Genomic DNA, 21,376 nt, shown 5'->3' with positions numbered 1-21,376 from the left:
AGCCGAAACTGGAAACATGAGGAGATTTTACGGGCATAGAGACGTCCCGGCAGACCGGGAATCTGCCTGAAATCTGCTCGCGAGAGATTCATTATTGGTGAGAGAGACTGGAATCGCCATGAACAGGCGAGTTGAAGTCAGAACTCAATGGAATCTTTTGTTCGTCTGTCCGGCAGGAAACGGGCTACTGATATTTTGTGTACTTTGTCTGGCGGGTCAAGTCTGTCGGGCATCGGGAAACTATTTATCGTCACAAGGGAGAGGTTCAGAGAAGCTGCTTGACACTGCTATTCCTGCACTTAGAATAATAAAAGCAGGAGGCTGTTTCTTCAGATTCATCTCATCAGGTCTTCCTGCAGGTTGTCATGGCAGATGACCAGGCTTTGCTGAAGATGTACGACACATCGACCATCACCGTCACGGTGCAACGTCGCACACGATTGTCACTTGAAAATCCTTAAGGTTAGAAAAAATGGCTGCCAGTAAACCAACTGCTGTTCACTTCTCATTGATCTTTTTCGTCATGCTCACATTGATCTTCGGGGTCATGGCTTACCTGAATCAGAAAGACCTTGGGGAAGCGAATGCCAAGTTAAGTCAGGCTGAGCAGACGGCACGTACCAGTGATTCGACCGTGCGAAAACTGGACGAAGAACTGCAGGCGCTGAAAAAACTGATCGGCAACGAGCAGGAAGAGATCGGGCTGGATAACAAAACACCGAACACTGTTATTGGCGCGACTGAAAATGATGTCAAAACCCATGCCGGCGTTCTGGCAGAGGCCACGATTAAGAATACACTGATCAAGTTGTCTGGCCAGTTGGATCAAACCAAAAATCAGCTGGCACAGGAGCAGGCTGATAAAAACAAACTGGAAGCACAGTACCTGGCTCTGAAAGGCCAGCTGGATAAAGTGGTCGACCAGCACCGGACCGCACGGGAAGGGGCTGAAAAGGATCTGGCAGACACCCAGAAAGTGAAAGAGGAAGAGGTTTCCGCCAAGGATCAGCAGATCGCTGCCCTGCAGAAAGAAAACGAAGAGATCCTGATCGAGCTGGATCAGCTGCGTGAAACGGATGCCAGGAAGATCAAGGACCTGGAAAACAAGAACAATACCTATGCCAGTCTGATTGATACCCTGCGGAGCCGACTGACGGAAGTCCAGAAAGTCAGCTTTGAAAAGCCGGATGGTGAAATCAGAACCATTGATAACAGCACCGGCGTCGTCTGGATCAATCTGGGGGAGGCCGACCGTCTGCCCAAACGCATGAACTTCAGTGTTTATCGTAAGGCCCATCAGGGGATTGGTCGTGGCGAAGAAGACATCATTGGTGCGATCGAAGTTACCAAGATCCTGGGGCCCCATCTGTCTGAAGCACGCATCGTATCCGATGACATCTATCAGCCGATCAGCCCCGGCGATCCGATTTACACTCCGCTCTGGGGCGTAGGGCGTCCTGAAACATTTGCGGTTTCCGGCATTATCGATCTGGATGGTGACGGCAAGTCGGACATGGATCTGTTGAACCGGATTGTGGAGAATGCCAACGCCAAGATCGATAACATTGTGACAGAAAATGGCGAACGCATCGGAAACGGCCTGACCGTGCACACCAAGTTCCTCGTGATTGGTGAATCACCGGATATTGATGCTGCAAAGACCGATGAACAGCGGGATAAAATGCAGCAAGTGCTGTCCAAGATGAAGGAAATTCGTGAAGAGGCCCGTCTGAAGGCAGTCCGTGTGATCGGCATCAACGACTTCCTGAGCTATATCGGCTACAAGCCACAACGTCGTCTGTATACTCCCGGTTCCGGAATTGCTTCCCCGATTAAAGCAGGTGCCAGACAGACGGGCGTGAATGCCGTTTCTTCCGGGCAGGTTTCCGGAGTCTATTCCCGCGGCAAGCGTCTGAAGCAGCAGACGTCGTCCGGTCAAACTTCGAAAGTCTTCGGCGGTGCCGGTAAATAAGCTACTGCAGCTAAATGAACATGAAACAAAAACCGCTGTTCTGATTGCTCGGAACAGCGGTTTTTTGTTTTCAAAGCTTATGCTTTCTGCTGCTTGTGTTTCTGTTTTCCCTTGAAGCGTTTGCGTTTTCCGGCGAATGCTTCAGGGGACTCCCAGCGGGAGATCCGCAACTGCTGACCGGCAACCCAGACATTCTTCAGCGCCCGGAAGATATTGCGGGGCATGCCTTCCGGCAGATCGACGGTGCTGAAATCATCAAAGATGTTGATGCGGCCGATATACTGACTGTCCAGATTGGCCTCGTTGGCGATGGCACCGACGATGTTGCCTGGCTTGACGCCATGATTGTGCCCCACCTGGACTTTGAACCGTTCCATACCTTCCTCGGGGGAATCGTTGTGCGGACGTTTGCGGGGCCGATCCTTCTCTTTGTTGAAACGACGTTCCGACGGTCCCTGATCGCGGTTGAATGTTTCCCGTGGTTTCCGGGATTCCTTTTTGGGGGTCTCTTTGAGAAACAAAGGTCGTTTGCCCTGATGCAGGCAGGCCAGGGCGGCGGCGATTTCGATTTCAGAGCAGTTGGTTTCTGCCTGATATTCGCCGAGCAGCTTGCTGAACATGCCAAAGTCCGGGGATCCCATCGCCTGGGTAATGGAATCTTTAAAGCGCGCCGTGCGACTCTCATTGATCACGTCGATCGTGGGGAGTTCCATCCGCTCCAGCTTGTGTTTGATGGCCCGTTCAATGCCGGAAAGGGAACGTGTTTCCCGTGGAGAGACAAACGTAATTGCCTCGCCGGTCCGGCCGGCACGACCGGTGCGGCCGATGCGATGCACGTAGGCTTCGGAGTCGCCCGGCAGATCGTAGTTGATTACATGGCTGATCCGGTCCACGTCGAGTCCGCGGGCAGCGACATCGGTGGCGATGACAATATTGACGTGTCCGGCTTTGAGCCTGCCAACGGTGAGCTCGCGCTGTCGCTGGGGAATATCACCATTCAATGGTGCCGCCAGGAAGCCGCGGGCTTCCAGTTTCTCGGCCAACTCGGTGGTGATGCTCTTGGTGCGTACAAAGATAATGACGCCGTCTGTTTCTTCGACTTCCAGAATACGGGTCAGGGCATCCAGTTTGTGGTGTCCCTTTGCCAGCCAGAACCGCTGATGGATTGTGTCCGCGGTTCGTGTTTTGACTTTGACGGTGATTTGTTCGGGAGACTGTAGATAATTACCAGCGATGCGGCGGATGGCATCGGGCATGGTGGCTGAAAAAAGGGTGGTTTGATGGTTATCAGGTGTCTGTTCCAGGATCCATTCCACATCGTCAATGAAGCCCATCCGCAGCATTTCGTCTGCTTCATCAAGGACAAGGCAACGGAGCTGGTCCAGCTTCAATGTGCCCCGTCGCATATGGTCCATCACGCGACCCGGGGTTCCCACGACGACATGCACGCCCCGTTTGAGCGGTTGCAGCTGTCCCTGGAAGCTGGCCCCTCCGTAGATGGGGAGCACCTGCAGTCCCTGCATCTGTGAGCCGTAGCCTTTGAAAGACTCAGCAACCTGGATTGCCAGTTCCCGGGTCGGTGCGAGCACGAGTACCTGGGGTGATTTGAGTTCCAGATCGATTTTGGAGAGCAGGGGGAGTGCGAAGGCGGCTGTCTTGCCGGTTCCGGTCTGAGCCTGCCCCACCAGGTCGCGGCCTTCCAGAAGATAAGGTATGGTTTGCGCCTGGATCGGGGTCGGAGTCTCGTAACCCAGTGTTTCGAGCGAGTCCAGAACGGGTTGTGAAAGCGCAAAATCAGTGAATTTTGTCTGCTCAGAGACATCAGTTGACATAAAATCAGCCTTTTGACGAACCTTCATCCCGCAGGCGAGGTGGACGTCGCGTAAAAATAGAACATGGTGTGAGAGTCGAGTTTTGTCGACTCAGGGGGCTTATTCAGATCACGGTCTGAAAAGCGCTCTCCTCGAAGCTCTGCTTCGTATCACCCCACTGCTACGGTCAGAAGCGAAACCCCTGTCTCAGAGATTCGGCAAAATGTAGCAAAAACAACACGAAAAGAGGGCAAACAGCCGGCTCTTTAGGAAAGAGATTCTGGAGATCAGCTCAGAGCGGGTCGGCACCTAAGGTGGGTTTACGGACCATCTGGCTCCTCATCGGTGTGGAATTGTATCAGCGACCCCTGTTAAATACAGCCCCTGAATCGCGAAATTCGGAGAATATCTGAGATCAGCCCGTCTCTGCCGAAAAAGCTGACAAATCGGCGCAGATCACTTAAGACGGGCTCAAGAAATAGCTTACAATGGACGCAGACTCGACCAGATTCTTTAATTCAGGAGCAACCCGGATGGATGCAGCAGAGAATTCCGCTCGCCAGCAGCAGGCGTCAGAACAGGACCACGAGCAGGCTTTGCTCTGGCTGGAAGAAATTGAGGGGGAACAGGCTCTGGACTGGGTGAAACGCCAGAATAACGAGACGTTGCAGGCTTTGACCGGTGATCCCCGCTACCAGCAATATGAACAGGAAGCACTCGCGATCCTGACTGCCGCCGACCGGATTACCTATGGGACTCTCCGGGGAGAATTCGTATACAACTTCTGGCGCGATCAACAGCATGTGCGGGGGCTCTGGCGACGGATGTCCCTGGATCAGTACAAACAGAAATCAAAGGACTGGGAACTGCTGCTGGATGTCGATCAACTGGCCAGTGACGAAAACGAGAACTGGATCTACAAAGGTGTAGACTGCCTGGCTCCGGATCATGACCGTTGTCTGGTCGAGCTGGCACCGGGGGGGACTGATTCTGCAGTCTATCGTGAGTTTGATCTCCCGACGAAATCGTTTGTAAAGGGGGGCTTCGAAGTTCCGCTGGCGAAAAGCAATCTCTGCTGGGAAGACCGGGATCATCTGCTGATTGCGACCGACTGGGGAAAGGGCAGCCTGAACACCTCCGGCTACGCCCGCATCCTGAAACGCTGGCAGCGCGGGACCCCGCTTTCTGCTGCAGAAACAGTACTTGAGACCGGTGTGGAAGAGACCTTCGTCTATCCCGTCAATCTGAAACACAATGGCCGCCAGACCTGCTTTGTGATGCGCGGACACGATTTCTATCACTTTACGTTTTACCTGGTCACTGCGGAAGGGACGTTGAAGGAGCTCCCCCTGCCGCAGAAATGCAGTCTGTCCGGACTGTTTGAGGATCAGCTGCTGGTCGAACTGAAAGAGGACTGGCGCGATTTCCCGGCGGGGGCCCTGGTCAGTTTTTCTCTGCCTGATTTCGAAAAGTCGGGAAAGATTGATGAGGTTTTATTGGTCTTCGATCCCGGCCAGACGGGAACGATTTCCCAGGTCCGCTCTGCGAAAGATGCAGTCTACCTGACGGGAATCGAGCATGTTTCCAGTCAGATCAGAGAGTACAGGCTGACAGACAAACACTGGCAGGGGCGCGTGATTCCCTGGGGCCAGGATGAGGTGCTTTCTATCAGTTCGTCGGACAGCAGCAGTAATCACCTGCTGATGTCTCGTGACGGGTTTCTGCAGCCGGGCAGCCTGTATTATGTCAATTTTCAGGAAGGAACCGAACTGTTGCTACAGTCGACGCCGGCACGCTTCGACACGAGCGGCCTTAAGGTGAAAAAAGAATTTGCCGTCAGCCGGGACGGGACCAGAGTCCCTTATTTTCTGGTGCACCGCGATGATATCCCACTGGATCATTCGACGCCCGTGTTACAGTACGGGTATGGCGGGTTTGAGATCTCAATCCTGCCGCATTACAGCCCGCTGATGGGGAAACTCTGGCTGGAAAAAGGGGGCGCTTACGTGCTGGCCAACATTCGGGGCGGAGGAGAATATGGTCCCCGCTGGCATGAAGCGGCACTGTTGGAGAACCGGCAGCGCGCCTTTGACGACTTTTTTGCGGTCGCGGAAGCGGTGCAGAACCAGGGAGTGAGTTCCCCGAAGCATTACGGAGCAATGGGCCGCAGTAATGGCGGCTTGCTGATGGGCGTCACGCTGACACAGCGACCGGATCTGTTCAACGCAATCGTGTGTGGCGTTCCGCTGCTGGACATGAAACGCTTTAACAAGTTGCTGGCAGGGGCCAGCTGGATGGCGGAATACGGGAACCCCGATCTGCCTGAACAGTGGGAATTTATCAGTGAGTATTCGCCGCTCCAGAATCTGAAACCGGGGCAGGCTTATCCCCGGGTCTACTTCTTTACCTCGACCAAGGATGACCGGGTGCACCCGGGGCATGCACGGAAGATGGCCGCCCGGATGGATCAACTCGGATACGATTATTTTTATTATGAGAATATCGAAGGCGGTCACAAAGGTACGGCGAATCAACAGCAGGAAGCGATGCACAGCGCCCTGGAATATCTGTATTTGATCCGGCAGCTCAGCTGAGTCTCTTCGATTGACAGACCGGACAGAAGATGTTGAGATGAAATCAGGTCCCGTGCAGGGACAAAGCGCCGCGTATTGAAAATAAAGACTATCTGTTCGAGTCTGCCCGGAGAATCCGTGATGAATATTCGTCTGTTCTGCCTGTTGTGTATCTGTTTTGCTGTTTCGTTTCTTGCTTCAGGTCCGGTTGCAGCACAGACCGAGAATCAGCAGCATCCCAATATCCTGTTGATTACGGCAGACAATCTGGGATACGGAGACCTGGGCTGTTATGGAAACAAGGTGATGCAGACGCCCCGCCTGGACCAGCTGGCTCGGGAAGGGGCACGGTTGACCGATTTTTATACCGCCTCGCCAACCTGCACGGTTTCACGGGCGACACTGTTGACGGGACGATATCCGCAGCGGATCGGGTTGAATCATCAGCTCAGTGCCGAGGAAAACTATGCCGATGGTTTACGCCAGAGTGAGAAGCTGATTCCCCAGTACCTGAAACCTCAAGGGTACCAGACGGCCTGTTTCGGAAAATGGAATGTCGGTTTTTCGCCCGGCAGCCGACCTACGGAACGGGGCTTCGATCAATTCTTTGGCTTCGCTGCCGGTAATATCGACTATTACCATCACTATTATGCCGGCCGACATGATCTGTGGCGTGGTCTCAAGGAAGTATTTGTCAAAGGATATTCCACCGATCTGTTTGCCGATGAAGCATGTCAATTCATCGCAAAGAATCAGCAGCGACCGTTTTTTATCTACCTGCCGTTCAATGCGCCGCATTTCCCCAGTAAGCGGAATAAGCAGCCGGGGCAGGGGAATGAATGGCAGGCGCCGGACAGTGCTTTTGCCGCCTATGGCTATTCTCCTGAGACGACAAATCCACAAAAGCGGTATCGCGCGGTTGTGACCGCATTGGATACGGCGATCGGCCGGGTGCTGGATCAACTGGATGCCTGCGGACTGCGTGACAAAACGCTGGTGATCTGGTATTCGGACAATGGGGCGTTCATGCTCAAAGACCGTGGACTGGAAGTCGCTTCCAATAAACCGCTCCGTGATGGCGGTGTCACGTTGTGGGAAGGGGGCATCCGGGTGCCGGCGATCGTGCGTTATCCCGGTCACATCAAAGCGGGCTCGGTCAACAGCAGCCCGCTGATCAGTCTGGATATACTGCCGACGCTGATTGCCGTTTCCGGAGGCAAACTTCCGAGTGACCGGACACTGGACGGGAAGAATATGCTGCCGGTACTGGAACATCCTGAAACTGCAGAACCGCGGACGTTCTTTTTTCAATACCGGAAGTACGGCGCGATTCGCCAAGCAAACTATAAACTGATCCAGACGAATCCCAAACAGCCGTTTATGCTGTTTGACCTGGATCAGGATCTGGGGGAGACCACGGATCTGGCAGACCAGAAGCCAAAAGTGGCAGCGCAGATGGAAGCGGCTTACAAATCCTGGGTTCAGAGAACGAAGGCCGACTGAGAGGAAAGCCTACATCAGCATGTCGTTGCGGTCGTCGTTGTCAATTGACTCTTCCAGGAGCGATCGACGTTCGGAGAACCCTTCGTCGAAGGAGTGCCAGTAACCGACCTCTTCTTCACCCAGTTTCCAGCAGAGGTAGATCTCTTTCCCTTCACGAAGGGCGGGGAAGTTAACTACACCCTGCGCGGGGTCTTCCAGTTCGACACCTAACTCGCTGAGTTCGTCTTCGTAGGCTTTGAGCTGTTCTTTGTCGTTCTCAATGTCGATCTCAGCCTGCAGCAGCTCTTCGCTGTAGACGGAATCTTCATCGCGCGTGGTGGAACCGGGAAGATGTTTGATTTCCGCGATCCGTTCCTGGCGATCATGCAGGCTCTCATACAGTGCGACGATGTCTTTGACGATCGCCCGTACGAGTGGTAAACGGAGATTGGCCTCATCCGGAGTGAAGATCAGTTTGCGTTGTGCTTCGGCGTTCATAATGAGACCTTTATTTCTGCCAGAAATCGAAGCGGTTGATTTCTGGTGGGGATGGCGTTGTTTTGAGGAATTATAAGAGGAAGCCCAGATTCGGCAAGTCAACCTGACAAAAGCAGTTGACTTTTTCAGATACCTGCTCAGAAATTCAACTTATTGATTCTCCTCCTGTATTACTGGTAAAGTCGATGAGTTGTTGGAGTTTTTCGCGGACTTTTCCTTCATCGATCAGTTGAGCGACCTTTTGAACAGCCTGCACCAGATCTGTTGCCTGTTCGGCTGCCAGTAAGGCAGCGGAAGCGTTGGCAACGACCATGTTGCGGGCCGGGCCCTGTTCACCATTCAGGATCTCACGGATGATGTTGGCACTCTGCTCTGAGGATTCGACAGTCAACTGACTTACGTCACATTCGGTTAATCCGAAGTCCGCAGCCGTCCATTCGAAGTGGCTCAGATTTGAGCCGGTCACTTCGAAAACGGTCGTTTTGCCCCAGAGGCTGACCTCATCCAGTTCTCCGTTTCCACAGACAACCAATGCATGTTTTCGACCTAATTTCAGCAGGGCTTGAGCAATTTTTTCGGCGGCCTGTACAGAATTCGCCCCCAGTAACTGGTACTCGGCACTGGCCGGATTCGTTAAAGGCCCAAGGTAATTGAAGATGGTGCGAATCCCGAGTTCCCGGCGGACCGGCGCGACGTATTTCATGGCGGAATGCAGCAGCGGGGCAAAGCAGAATCCGATGCCGGTGACTTCCAGGCACTGTCCGATTTGTTCAGGTGTCAGGTCGAGACGCACGCCGAGGGCTTCGAGGACATCCGACGAGCCGCTGGAACTGGAGACGCTGCGGTTACCATGCTTGGCGACGGGAATTCCGGCTGCAGCCGCGACGAGAGCAACGGTCGTGCTGATGTTGAAAGTATGCAGCTGATCGCCCCCGGTGCCGCATGTATCCAGGAGGCCTTTCGTGTTCGTGGGAATCGCCAGGGCTTTTTCGTGCATCGCCCGGGCGGCTCCTACCAGTTCGTCTGATGTCTCGCCTTTCATCCGCAGCGCAGTCAGTACTGCGGCAATCTGGGCATCGCTGCACTCACCCTGCATGATGGAAGAAATGACCTGGCGGGTGGCTTCGCTCTCCAGGTTCTCTCCCTCAAGCAGGCGATTCAGAGTCTGGCTGAGGACGGTCGACATGGTTGCTGTTCCTGAAGTCTCTAAAGAAGACAATCTTGTGCACTCTCGAATTATATCAGAGGTGTAGCTCAGATTCAGCCAAGACACAACGGGAATGCTCGAAGTTCGTTTGATTTCATCAGCGGAAACCGACTGTTCCGGGTGTTTCGCGGCGAAATTTCGCTGCATACTTGTTGGTGCGGGAACGAAACTGGTACAATCCAGTGCACTTGCCTTTAAATATGGATGTGATCTCCAGCCAGCGGAGATTGCCGGTTCAGAACATTTTGAAAGTCGGGAGATTTCCATGCAGCGAAGTCGTTTTCTGTTCTGTTTCCTGTGTCTGTTCAGCGCAGTGAGCAGCGTGCAGGCAGATGATGTGGAACAACAGATCGCCAAAATCAAACAGGTTCAGAAGGAAGGGCAGGGGAATCAGGCTGCCTCCCAGGCGGTTCAACAGCTCTCCCAGGCGGACCAGTCGGCTTTGATTCCGATTCTCTCCAGCTTTGAGGGGGCCAATCCGCTGGCAGTCAACTGGCTGTGCGGTGCCTTTGAAACGATTGCCTCCAAAGCCATCCAGCAGAATAAGCTGCCCAAAGAACAACTGGAAAAATTCATTCTGGACAAATCCCATAATCCGCGGGCACGGCGTCTGGCTTATGAAACTCTGATCAAGGTCGATCCGGAGGCCACCGAGCGATTGATTCCCGGGATGATCAACGACCCGAGCGTGACGCTCAGACGCGATGCCGTTCAACGTTTGATCGATCAGGCGAAGGAACTGCAGAAGGTAGGCAAAAAAGATGAAGCGAAGCAGGCTTTTCAGCAGGCACTGACAGGGGCGACCGATGACGATCAGGTCAAAGCGATTGTGAAGCCGCTGCGGGGGCTGGGCGAGAAGATCGATCTGCAGAAGCATTTCGGTTTCCTTTCCGACTGGAAGATCATCGGCCCCTTCGATAATCGGGAACTGAAGGGATACGATACAGCCTATCCGCCCGAGAAAAAACTGGACTTCTCCTCGGCTCTGAAAGGCAAAGAGGGGGAAGTCAACTGGAAGCCGGTCAACACCGAAGATGATTACGGGATCTTTGACATTGCCAAGTCGATTTCTCCCTACAAGGGCGCTGTGATGTATTGTGCAGCCGACTTTTACAGCCCGGGAGAACAGGAACTGGAGATCCGCCTGGGGACTCCCAACGCCTGGAAAATCTGGGTGAATGGAAAGCTGCTGTTTGCCCGCAACGAGTATCACCGGGGGATGATCATGGATCAATACAGTGTGCCGGTGACGTTCAAACCGGGCAAAAATGTGATCCTGCTCAAACTCTGTCAAAACGAACAGACCGAGAGCTGGGCACAGCGTTACCAGTTTCAATTGCGAATTGCCCGTCCTTCCGGGACCGGCGTTCTTTCTGAAAAACCAGAGGCAACGACGCAGTTATCGCGCTGACTGCCGTTCTGTTGTAGCGACTCGAATTCAATAATTCTTTCCCTGACAGGTTGATATGATGAATAAGAATGCCCTTAAACTTGTGTTGCCTCTGATTGCCATTGGTTTGTGTTGTGGAGCCGACTGGCCCCAGTTCCGGGGACCGATGACCAACAACGTGGCGACTTCGGATACACCGCCGACCCTGGTCGATCAGGAGAGCATTGCCTGGACTGCCGATCTGGAAGGGCGCGGTGCATCGGGACCGATTGTGGTTGGCGACAAGGTTTTTCTGACCTGCGCTACCGGTTTCAAGCAGGATCAGCTGCACGTACTCTGTTTTGATGCGAAGACCGGCAAGCAGCTCTGGGACCGTCAGTTCTGGGCCACCGGTCGGACGCAGTGTCACAATAAAATGTGCGTCGCCACGCCGACGCCTGCCAGTGACGGCAAGCGGGTGTTTGCCACGTTCTCCAGTAACGATGTGGTTTGCCTGGACCTGGACGGAAATCTGCTCTGGTTCCGGGGCCTGTCGCATGATTTCCCCAACGCCAGTAACAGTCTGGGAATGGCCTCGTCTCCGATCGTGGTCGGCGAGACATTGATCGTTCCCGTGGAAAATGATGATGATTCTTTCACAACGGGCCTGGATGTCAAAACCGGGATTTCCCGCTGGAGGATCAAGCGTCCCCGCGTGGCGAACTGGACTTCACCTGCGATTTTAAAGCCGTCGGCAGATGCTGAAACGCTGGTCTTGCTGCAGTCGAGCGAAGGGGTGACTGCGGTCTATCCCGAAACAGGAGAAACCGCGTGGAAGTATGAGCAGGGAGCCGGCCGGATTCCCTCGACAACTGTGGGTGATAATACTCTGTACGTCCCCTCCAATGGCTTAACGGCGCTGGCACCGGGATCCAGTAGTGAGCCGCCAAAAGTGCTCTGGCAGGAACAAAAACTTTCGCCGGCAACGGCCAGTCCGCTGTTCTATCAGAAGAAAGTCTTTACCGTGAATCGGGCGGGGGTTCTGACCTGTGCCAACCCTGAGGATGGCGAAGTCATCTGGCGGCTGCGGTTAAAAGGCCCCTTCAGCGCCACTCCGATTGCCGCGGCAAATCATTTGTACCTGGTTAATGAAAAAGGGTTGTTGCAGGTGGTCCAGGTGGGAGCTGATGAAGGCAAGCAGACCGGTGAAATTGATCTCAAAGAGACGATTTTGGCGACCCCTGCGATTGCCGATAACGCACTGTTCCTGCGTAGTGATCAGCATCTGTGGAAGATCTCTTCCAAATAGTCAGCTGAGTAGATAAAAGACGCTCAATGCAGCACCGGTACCAGTAGTGGTACCGGTTTGCTGTCAATTCCGTTTTGCAATTTGAATTCATGCGCCTGGTTTTCAGGTAGATGCGACTGAAAAAGGAATAACTGGTGTCACAACTGCTGGCCGTTGGACTGGGTGGATTTTTCGGAGCGATTGCACGTTACAGCATCACGGAATTCATGTCGCGCAAGTACCCTGGATTTCCGGCGGGGACCTTTGTCGTGAATGCGACGGGGTGCCTGTTGATCGGCGTTCTGATGGCAATCGTATCACACAAGCAGATCCACTCCTCGGTGTGGGTGCATAAACATGTGAGCCTGTTTCTGATTACCGGAATGCTGGGATCGCTGACGACCTTTTCCACTTTCGGGCATGAGACGGTGAGTCTGCTGCGGAATGCAGAGATGCATCATGCCTTCATCAACATTGCCGGCAATCTGCTGGTCGGGCTGTTTGCGGTCTGGCTGGGTTGGACGGGAGCGATGTTCTGGATTCAGAAGTGATTCGCTGCGAATTCAAGCCCACTCGACTCTGCTCGTAGTATCCTGGTGCGCACGCTTTCTCTCATGAATCAGACCTGAAAGTCTGCTTTTCCCAGTTTCTCTGAAAAGACTCATTTATCACAAAATACCGTCTTCCAGTGTTGACTGTTCTGTAAATCAGGCTTATTTTGGCATTCTGAATTGAGACTGAGTCTTATTGTCAATTAAAACTGATTCTCAACGGTCGTTGCTCCGCTGTCAGTCTGCGGAGACCCGCCAACCTCGTTCCGTTGTTCTCTCTCCGCGTTGTCTGAGAGAGCGTTTGTCTGAAGCCTGTTTCGGAAGAGGTATCTCGTGTCTATACGCCAAGGCCATCGTCGTGGATTTACATTAATTGAACTGCTGGTCGTGATTGCCATCATTGCGATTCTGATCGCCTTACTGTTACCGGCAGTCCAGCAGGCCCGGGAAGCGGCCCGGCGTTCGCAGTGCAAAAACAATCTGAAACAGATTGGCCTGGCGTTACACAATTATCATGACGCCTATACCACCCTGCCCCCCGCCATGTGTCTGACCCTCAACGGTTCCGACTTTGGCCAGTGGGGCCCCCAGGCCCGGCTGCTGCCTTATCTGGATCAGGCGAATCTGCAGAATCTGATCAATTTTTCTCTGCCTTACAATACGCAGGTGGCTGCTGTCAAAACCCGGGTACCGACTTATATGTGCCCCAGCGAGGTCAACGACAGAGCGAGCCTGGAAGATGGGATCAGCCAGTATCCGATCAATTATGCCGCCAATATGGGGAACTGGCTGGTATTCAATCCGACGAATGGTACTGCTGGAAATGGGGCCTTTGGTCCGAACAGCAAGATCAAAATGCGGGATTTCATTGATGGAACCAGCAATACGATCTCCTTCAGCGAAGTCAAAGCGTTTCAGCCAAACGTGAAAGAAGGGGGCAGTCCCACAGCGACACCACCGTCCCAGGCATCGGTCGTGGGCGGCTGGGGAGGCGGGAATTTCTCAGATGACAATGGTCATACGGAATGGGTCGAAGGCCGCGTGCATCAGGACGGATTCACGACCACCTTTGTGCCGAATACGAAGGTACCCTACGTAAGCGGCAGCCAGACGTACGATATTGATTACACGTCCATGGAAGAAGGAGATTCAGGGTCGAGTCCAACGTATGCCGCCGTCACATCGCGGAGTTATCACATCGGAGTGGTGCATTCGCTGCTGATGGATGGTGCGGTTCGTTCGATTTCCTCCAATATTGATCTGGGAGTCTGGCGGGCACTGGGGACCCGGGCCGGCGGCGAAGTGATCGGGGAATTCTAGGATTTCCCTGATTTCCAGCTTTCAAACGGACTCTAAACGACCCGGAATCAGTAGTCGCACTGATTCAATCCGCGGTAATGTTAAGATTTTCTGATTATAACGATTAAGGCGCACGACGTCTCCAGCCGATAAAAAGGCGTAACAGGGGGGATTCTGCCTGACCTCATTCACGCAGGCAGGCAGAATTTTTTATTTCTTACTAACTCCAATGATATAACGGAGTTCTCCCCGATATGTCTTACTGGCTTCGCTCTCTGCGGTTTCTGGCCAGCGCCTTCAGTGGCGTTTCATCACCCCGTCAACTGGCCCTGGGGTTCAGTATGGGAATGGTGATCGGTCTGGTCCCCAAAGACAATCTGATCGCTTTGATGCTGCTGTTTATCCTGGCGAGTTCCAAGGTCAATCTCTGTTCTGCCTCGCTGGCGACACTGCTCTTTTCCTGGCTGGGCGTGTTACTCGACCCTCTGAGTCATCTCCTGGGGCGCAATGTTCTATGTGCACCAGCGCTACAGGAATTCTGGAAATCGGTCTATCAACTCCCGCTGGCTCCCTGGACTGACTTTAACAATACGGTCGTGATGGGCAGCCTCGTCCTGGGATTGTGTCTGTTCTACCCGGCCTATCGTTTCACCCGACCTCTGTTTGAAAAATACACGCCCATCGTGGCAGAGCGGTTGCAGAAGTACTGGATTGTGAAAATCCTCTGGGGGACTGAAGTCGGGGCGGTTGTAGGAGAAGTCTCATGAAGTGGAGTTATCTGCTGCCCCGCCTGGCCCTGGCCGCGATCATCTGGACTTTTTTTGCCTTCGCCTTCGATCCACTCGTCCGCTCCGGGCTGGTTCAAATGAGCCAGTCAGTGACAGGGACCCGTGTGGAAATCTACGATCTCAAGACCGGGTTCTTTCCCCCGTCCCTCAAAACGGGACCGGTGGCGATCGCCAGCCCGGCAAAAGACAAAAGCTATCTGGCCACGTTTTCTGAAATGGAACTGAAACTCTCGGGACGGCCGCTGCTGCAACGGAACCTGATTGTCGAAGAAGCCTCCATTCTCGGAATGGAATTCAATCCGCCCCGGACCTCCGATCTGGAAGGAACCGATGATTCCGATGCGGGCAGTGCATTTCATTTGAACTTCGACCCCTTCCGGAAAAAGTCAAAACAGTTGGGAAAAGCGTGGCTGGATGTACTGAAGCAGTCGGCAGCCGAGCAGATCGACCTCGATCGACTGGCAACGGTGCGGGTCTCGAAGCAGGTGGAGTCGGAATGGAAACAGCGATTTGAGCAGTATGAAACCCGGCTGGATCAGGTGAAACAGGAACTGGATTCCGTGCAATCCTCCGTGAAAACAGCGGAAGGCAAGACCCTGGACAAAATCAAGACGTATGCGGAATCGGCCGATCGCGTCGATCGGCTGGTGAAGGAAGGTAAGCAGATCCGGGAGGAACTCAACGGCCTGCCCCAGATTGCGCAACGGGATTTCCAGCGGATCGAGCAGGCGAAAGAACAGGATCTGGCGCAGCTGGACGAATTGATGGACTCGGTTTCTCCCGATCCCCAGAAGATTCTGCACGCCTTGATTGGCGAGGAACTGTCTGCACAGGTGGAGCAGGTGTTTGGCTGGTCGAATCTGGTTTTTCAGACCGTCAAGTCGATGCGCGACGAACCGGAACCGGAGCGGATGCAGGGGGAGTGGATCGACTTCCAACCTGCAGGGGCGCTGCCCGATGTGCTGTTCAAGCAGATTCGACTGAGCGGAATGGCCCGTGTGAATCAGCAGAAATACCCGTTTCAGGCACTCGTCAGAGAGCTCTCTTCTGCGCCGACTGAGTATCAGCGTCCGATTCACCTGCAGGCCCGGATCGACGCCGAAGGAGAGGTCAAACTGGCAGGAGATCTCAAATTCTATATGGACCGGCCAACACACGATTTTGTGGTGAAGTTTCAATTACCCAGGCCTAAGACAATTCAACTGGAAGATTCCGACAAGTTGTCACTGGCGCTGATCGCGGATCAGACCGAGTGTGTCTCGCAGATTTCGTTGCGGGAAAAGGATTTCGCCTGCCGCGTCGAATTTCGGCAGACGCCCGTGCGGTTTGAATTCGCATCCTCCCAATCGGGAATCAAGCCCCTGGCTCAGGTCGTGTCTCGCGCGCTGTCTTCGATTGATTCCGTCTCAGCGACGCTGGAAGGATCGGGAAGTTACAGTCAGCCGGTGTGGAAGATTGAATCGGAAACGGGGCAGCAGATTGCCCAGGGGATGAAGCTGGCCTGTCAGGCGGAAATCGGCAGACAGAAACAGGAACTGGCGCAGCAGATTGAAGAGTTGGCCCAACGTGAGCGGACAGAACTGGTGGAGAAGCTGAATCGGCAGTACTCGGGTGTGCTCGCTGATCTGGAGAAGGAAGAGACCCGGGTGCAGTCGGTGATTCAGAAGGTTTCCGGTCGGCCACTGGACATCCGCAGACTGTTGCGGTAGTGGATGTCTGCTCTTTTCGGGCGTGGTAAACCCTTGTGTCTGACTGCTGATCGAAAATGCCCCTTGATTTCTATCTGATTCTGGTATGATTAATAGCAGGAACGGAGTGCGCTGCAGGATGCGTTTATTCTCTTTTATTTGGCCTTTTCTGGCTGCACCCCTCCTGTCCTGATGAAATGCCCGTCTACACAACTGCATCGGTTGATATGGTGCAGATTAATCCGTTAATCATTTTTAGAGAGAGAAAAGCTGTATTTCCTCATTGAGATCAGTGGGAAATGCTTGACTTCAACTATTTTTGATACAAAACTCAATAATTATCACCGGCTTCAATTCAGACAAATTTCAGAGGGTCGCCATCGTGTGTGGGGAAGATTGTTTGTTGTAGTTTCAGCGGGGAGTCATCTATGACCATCGTAGCAGTAAATGCTCATGCACCGATTTCTTCCGGAGAAATTCCCACGACAGATCCTCGTCGCGCCACAGACGTAGAACATAAACAACAGCAGATCATCTCACTCCTGGAAGCACACAACCTGGATGCCATGCTGCTGCAGACGCCGGAAAACATGGCCTGGTTTACTGCTGGTGCCGAGCTGACCCGTACCGGTGCCAATGACCCCTGTGCCGCAGTCTTCATTACCCAGGATGCCCGTCTGATTGCGTGCAGCAATGTCGACGCGAATCAGATTTTTGACCGGGCGATTCCGGGGCTGGGTTTTCAGATCAAGACCCGTCCCTGGCACGAGCCTCTGTCGCAGCTGATCCGGGATTTGTGTAAGGGACGGAATGTGGCCAGTGACACCGGCGTCGAAGGAACTCTGAATCTGTCTGACGAATTGAAGTCGCTGCGGTTCCCGTTTACGGAACTGGAAGGGGAACGCATTCGGGAACTGGGGAAACTGGTTTCGCATGCGGTAGAAGCAACCGCACGTCGCGTCGAACGGGGGAACACCGAACAGGAAATCGCCGGTTGTCTGTCGCACCGCCTGCTGAAGCACGGGGTGACTCCGAAGCGATTGCAGGTGATGGCGGACGGGCAGAGTATCCGCTATCGTCACTGGGGCTATGGTGAGGATCGCCTGGAACGCTACTGCGTGATCTCTGCAGTCGGTTCCCAGAATGGTCTGCATGCCGCTGCGACCCGTACGGTTTCTCTGGGTAAACCGCCGTCGAGTATCGTCAAATCACATCATCTGGCATTGCTGATGCAGGCCACTGGCATGTATTTCTCCAAGCCGGGTTGGGAACTGTTTGATACCTGGAACCGGGTGAAACGCATCTACGAAAAGTATGACTGTGCTGATGAGTGGCAACACGCAGATCAGGCAGACATCATGGGCTATCAGTCAGCAGAGACTTCAATTTTGCTCAACAGTGATTTCAAGTTTCAGCCCGGGATGGCTGCGTGCTGGCATCCTTCCGTCGGCCCCGCCATGACGGGGGACACCATTTTGATTGAAGCAGACCAGACCATCATGATTACCCCGATGGAGCAATGGCCTTCCGCGAAGATTATGGTGAAGGAAAACCAGTTGACCCTGCCTGATATTCTGATTCTGCCTGACGAAGCCTGAGTCCGGAAACCGACAGCGGCCTTCCTGACCAAAATCGGGACACCATAACGGTTTGGCTCGTTTCGCTCTTGTCAAATTTTCCGAATCAAATCAAGATGAAGGGGATGAAGGCGTTCACTGTCTGCCCGTAAGAGGCGCTTCCCGCCTGTTTCTGATTTCTCTTTCATGTGTGCTGGTCCCTATGACAGCTTCCGACAGTTCTGGAAAGCCGAATCTGCCGTCGCAGGCTCCTCTGCTGGAGGAGTTTCCGGAGCCGTTGACGTTGTCGGACGATGTCTCCCGGGTCCGTCGCAGGAGAACGACCAGGCTGATGAAGGTGGCCTGGGTCGGAATCACCGTGCGGCTGTTCGTGATTGTGATGGAACTGGTGGGGCTCTGGTTTCTGGGACATTCGGTCCTGCTGGTTGACGCTCTGGCAAGCTGTGCCGACGTATTTACCTCGCTGGCGATTCTGTTTGCGATCCGCCTGGCGGAGCAGCCGCCCGATGAGGATCATCCTTTCGGTCACGGACGGTACGAGCCCCTGGCGGGATTTCAGCTGGGGATTTTAATCCTGGTGGTAGGGACGGGCACCTTCGGATATCAACTGGTGGCGGCCTTCAGTCATATCCAGTATGAAGTGATTGGCTGGGTGAGCTGGACGATTCCCCTGTTTGCCGCTGTTCTGCTGGAAGTGACCTGTCGCGTGGTACTCCGTATGGCCCGACAGGAGAAGAGCACAGCGATGATTGCTGAGGCCTATCATTACCGAACGGATGCCCTGACCAGCTTTCTGGCCGCACTGGGACTCTTGATTGCCAGTTGGATTCCCGCTTATGGGCATCTGATCGATCATATTACGGCGATGCTGCTGGCAGTGATCATGATCTATCTGGGCTGGGTGGCCGCCCGTGAGAACCTGCACGAGCTGACGGACAAGATTCCGGATCAGAAGTACTTTGACCTGGTGCGGGCTTCTGCGCTCAAGGTGGAAGGTGTGCTGGATGTGGAAAAGGTCCGGATCCAGACCGCGGGACCGGACGCACACGTGAATATTGATATCGAAGTCAACCCGAACGAAACGGTCGACCAGGCGCACCTGTTCGCACAGCAGGTCAGACATCAGATTCAGCACGACTGGCCTTCCGTGAGGGAGGTTGTCGTGCACGTTGAACCATTCTATGAAGATGATCACTGAGCCAGGCGGTCCTGTCGGAGGCCTGTCGCTGAGTAGTCGATCTCAGATTAGAAGCGAATGATGACGTCGCCGCCCAGCAGGACCTGGTAGTCTGACTGGAAGTTGCGGTAAGGCCCCTGCACGTTGAGCAGCGGTGTTCTGGTATCAGACCAGTCAAACCGCAGTTCCGGTCGTACAGTCACGCAGGGGTGCGGTCGCCAGTTGGCTCCGACCGTGAGTTCATAGTAGTTTCCACCTGTGGAAAGGAACTGAGGCAGCTGCAGTACTCGTGAGAAGTTCTGGTCCCGGAAGTATTCGAAACGGGCACCGACGGCGAATTTCTCGGTCACGTCGTAGTACAGGTACTGATTGAAAGAGTACCACTTGGCGGGAACCACCTGGAACTGGTTGTTGATCGTTCCGTTGTCCTGGATCCCAAAATCACTCTGGAAGACGTAGGTCAGGCAGTCAGTGAAGTTATGCGATAACACAAAACTGATCAGTGTCCGGTTGGCTGAGCTGCTGGCGCCATTGTCCTGGTCGCCTGTTGTCATCGTCAGGTTGATGTTGGTATCCTGGCTGGCACTGGTCCAGCCGATGCCGGCCAGCAGTTCTGCGTCGTCATTTGGATCTTCCCAGGCATTCCAGCCCCGGGCGATACCAGCCAGCAGTTGCAGCTGATCGTTGACCTGCACGGTACCCAGGATGCCGGTATGAGTGAACGGTTCCCCGTACTGCATTGTATAGGAATGTGAGTAGAAGAAGTTATCGGGGGCCATGACACGTTCGTAACCGATGGGAGTGTAGAAGTGACCGGCTTTGATGCTCACACCTGACAGGAACGGGAGATAGACTTCGGCGTACAGCTGAGGCAGCGCCAGGCCGTACATGGAGTAGTTGTATCCGTTCGCGGTACGAGGACCATTTGAGCTGTTCCAGTGCGGTTGACCGTCAGAGCGGGTTTCCAGACCGAAAGCTGTGGTGTAGAAGTAATCCGTACCGTAGAGCATGTCTGCCCGGAAACCCCAGTCGGCCTGATCCCCGCCAAAATCAACAGGTCGCTCGACGAACAGGTACAGCTGATTCATCTGATATTCATTGGAGCGATCGTTAAAGGTGACTGGGAGGTTGAAATTGTTGGAAGGTTTCTGGAAGTTCCCCGTGAAGCCCTGATCGAGCCAGCCACCCACACGAATCCGGCGAGAACTCAGCGTAGGATACACTGGAGAGTGATTCAGCAGAAACTGATCCAGGAAATTGCAGCATTGACATTCCGGCAGGCAGAGCTGATTTACGCAATCCTGGGCAGCCATCGAGTCTGGTGAGCATGTGGCGCCTGGTGCGCAAGTTGTTTCTTCCGGAACACTCAACGAGATCGGCTGATAGAGACTCGATTCCGAGGCAGGTACCGATTCATTCAGGAATTCGGATTCCGGAAAGGTTTCTCCACCCAATACGAAACTGTGCGTACTGATCGCGAGAGCAACCACAATCCATTGTGAAAATTTAATCATTCGCATGTTTTCCAACTCGTGCGATCACCAGGTTGTTAGTCTACAGACCTGTCATTGACATGTCCCCTGAATCCATTCGAGGGATGTCAGGACGATCCCATTCTCATCTCACGATGGGAATGTGTCTTCAGTGATTTCAAGTGAAGGATTGTGCCATCAGTGAGATGGTAAATCCCCCGAGAGAGCTGAAATCACTCTTCTTCACTCTAATTCGGTTCGACACATCGGGTACAGCGAATCTAATTATTTCTGAACAGATCTCTTCATACTGATTTTCGGTTGTAAACGTTAACTTCCTCTCTGAATTACCTATCTTAAGCTCGGAAATGCTGGACAAAGCATTATGGAACTGAAGCATCTGAGAACGTTGATGTGAGTTCCAATTTTGTTCAGATCTCTTTACGTCTCTGTTTCCCAAATGAAACTTCCTTGTTGAGTTTAGGCAACAATACGGACCATTCCCTCTACTGAACATGATACTCATTTTTGCGCTGATCTTTACGAAGGTCCTACAACCTGAACTAGATCTCCTAAACAACCCAGAATGCCTTTTTATTAATTGCAATTCCCTCAAGCGTAGGC

At 53.6% G+C, this 21,376-nt stretch carries 15 protein-coding genes; 11 read left to right on the top strand and 4 right to left on the bottom strand.

The window, feature by feature from the left end:
- Positions 1-472: 472 nt before the first annotated feature.
- Complete coding sequence (locus Enr10x_RS19250; RefSeq protein ID WP_145111541.1) at positions 473-1,972, top strand: hypothetical protein; 1,500 nt, start codon at positions 473-475, stop codon at positions 1,970-1,972.
- Between the two features lie 77 nt (positions 1,973-2,049).
- Here Enr10x_RS19250 and Enr10x_RS19245 read toward each other — a convergent pair whose 3' ends face one another.
- The gene (locus Enr10x_RS19245) at positions 2,050-3,804 is read right to left on the bottom strand and encodes a DEAD/DEAH box helicase (RefSeq protein ID WP_145111538.1); all 1,755 of its coding nucleotides are present in this window, start codon (positions 3,802-3,804) and stop codon (positions 2,050-2,052) included.
- Positions 3,805-4,316: 512 nt separating this feature from the next.
- Here Enr10x_RS19245 and Enr10x_RS19240 point away from each other — a divergent pair.
- Both Enr10x_RS19240 and Enr10x_RS19235 read left to right on the top strand, forming a co-directional pair.
- Positions 4,317-6,377, top strand: coding sequence for a prolyl oligopeptidase family serine peptidase (locus tag Enr10x_RS19240; RefSeq protein WP_197996105.1), 2,061 nt, complete (start codon positions 4,317-4,319; stop codon positions 6,375-6,377).
- 120 nt (positions 6,378-6,497) lie between these two features.
- Positions 6,498-7,859 carry a sulfatase-like hydrolase/transferase gene (locus Enr10x_RS19235; protein WP_145111531.1) on the top strand — a complete coding sequence of 454 codons (1,362 nt, stop codon included), beginning with the start codon at positions 6,498-6,500 and terminating at the stop codon, positions 7,857-7,859.
- A gap of 9 nt (positions 7,860-7,868) precedes the next feature.
- Here Enr10x_RS19235 and Enr10x_RS19230 read toward each other — a convergent pair whose 3' ends face one another.
- Together Enr10x_RS19230 and trpD are read right to left on the bottom strand one after the other, a co-directional pair.
- The gene (locus Enr10x_RS19230; RefSeq protein WP_145111528.1) at positions 7,869-8,336 is read right to left on the bottom strand and encodes a DUF2203 domain-containing protein; all 468 of its coding nucleotides are present in this window, start codon (positions 8,334-8,336) and stop codon (positions 7,869-7,871) included.
- Between the two features lie 145 nt (positions 8,337-8,481).
- The gene (gene trpD, locus Enr10x_RS19225) at positions 8,482-9,522 is read right to left on the bottom strand and encodes an anthranilate phosphoribosyltransferase (RefSeq protein ID WP_145111525.1); all 1,041 of its coding nucleotides are present in this window, start codon (positions 9,520-9,522) and stop codon (positions 8,482-8,484) included.
- Between the two features lie 286 nt (positions 9,523-9,808).
- Here trpD and Enr10x_RS19220 point away from each other — a divergent pair, with 286 nt between their 5' ends.
- The 8 genes from Enr10x_RS19220 to Enr10x_RS19185 all read left to right on the top strand — a co-directional run bounded on the left by Enr10x_RS19220 (position 9,809) and on the right by Enr10x_RS19185 (position 19,301).
- The gene (locus tag Enr10x_RS19220) at positions 9,809-10,954 is read left to right on the top strand and encodes a YfgM family protein (protein WP_145111522.1); all 1,146 of its coding nucleotides are present in this window, start codon (positions 9,809-9,811) and stop codon (positions 10,952-10,954) included.
- Positions 10,955-11,009: 55 nt separating this feature from the next.
- Positions 11,010-12,221: an outer membrane protein assembly factor BamB family protein gene (locus Enr10x_RS19215; protein ID WP_232093056.1), complete on the top strand. Its 1,212-nt coding sequence runs from the start codon at positions 11,010-11,012 to the stop codon at positions 12,219-12,221.
- A gap of 134 nt (positions 12,222-12,355) precedes the next feature.
- Complete coding sequence (crcB, locus tag Enr10x_RS19210) at positions 12,356-12,751, top strand: fluoride efflux transporter CrcB (protein ID WP_197994651.1); 396 nt, start codon at positions 12,356-12,358, stop codon at positions 12,749-12,751.
- A 333-nt stretch (positions 12,752-13,084) separates the two neighbouring features.
- Positions 13,085-14,071, top strand: a complete 987-nt coding sequence (locus Enr10x_RS19205; RefSeq protein WP_145111516.1) for a DUF1559 domain-containing protein — start codon at positions 13,085-13,087, stop codon at positions 14,069-14,071.
- Positions 14,072-14,304: 233 nt separating this feature from the next.
- Positions 14,305-14,817, top strand: coding sequence for a TIGR03546 family protein (locus tag Enr10x_RS19200; protein ID WP_145451035.1), 513 nt, complete (start codon positions 14,305-14,307; stop codon positions 14,815-14,817).
- Complete coding sequence (locus tag Enr10x_RS19195; RefSeq protein WP_145451034.1) at positions 14,814-16,547, top strand: TIGR03545 family protein; 1,734 nt, start codon at positions 14,814-14,816, stop codon at positions 16,545-16,547. Before Enr10x_RS19200 ends, Enr10x_RS19195 begins: the two co-directional genes overlap by 4 nt.
- Positions 16,548-16,954: 407 nt before the next feature.
- Positions 16,955-18,124 carry a M24 family metallopeptidase gene (locus Enr10x_RS19190; protein ID WP_145451033.1) on the top strand — a complete coding sequence of 390 codons (1,170 nt, stop codon included), beginning with the start codon at positions 16,955-16,957 and terminating at the stop codon, positions 18,122-18,124.
- A gap of 181 nt (positions 18,125-18,305) precedes the next feature.
- The gene (locus tag Enr10x_RS19185) at positions 18,306-19,301 is read left to right on the top strand and encodes a cation diffusion facilitator family transporter (RefSeq protein WP_145111504.1); all 996 of its coding nucleotides are present in this window, start codon (positions 18,306-18,308) and stop codon (positions 19,299-19,301) included.
- A gap of 47 nt (positions 19,302-19,348) precedes the next feature.
- On the opposite strand, the gene Enr10x_RS19180 is transcribed toward Enr10x_RS19185, so the two are convergent.
- Positions 19,349-20,794 (bottom strand): porin, encoded by a 1,446-nt coding sequence (locus Enr10x_RS19180; protein WP_197997290.1) that lies wholly within the window; start codon positions 20,792-20,794, stop codon positions 19,349-19,351.
- Positions 20,795-21,376: the final 582 nt, after the last annotated feature.

Origin of the sequence: Gimesia panareensis (assembly GCF_007748155.1) — a bacterium.
Classification (GTDB): Bacteria; Planctomycetota; Planctomycetia; order Planctomycetales; family Planctomycetaceae; genus Gimesia; species Gimesia panareensis.
The sequence above is the reverse complement of the archived record's forward strand: the minus strand, read 5'-3'. Positions and strand labels throughout refer to the sequence as shown.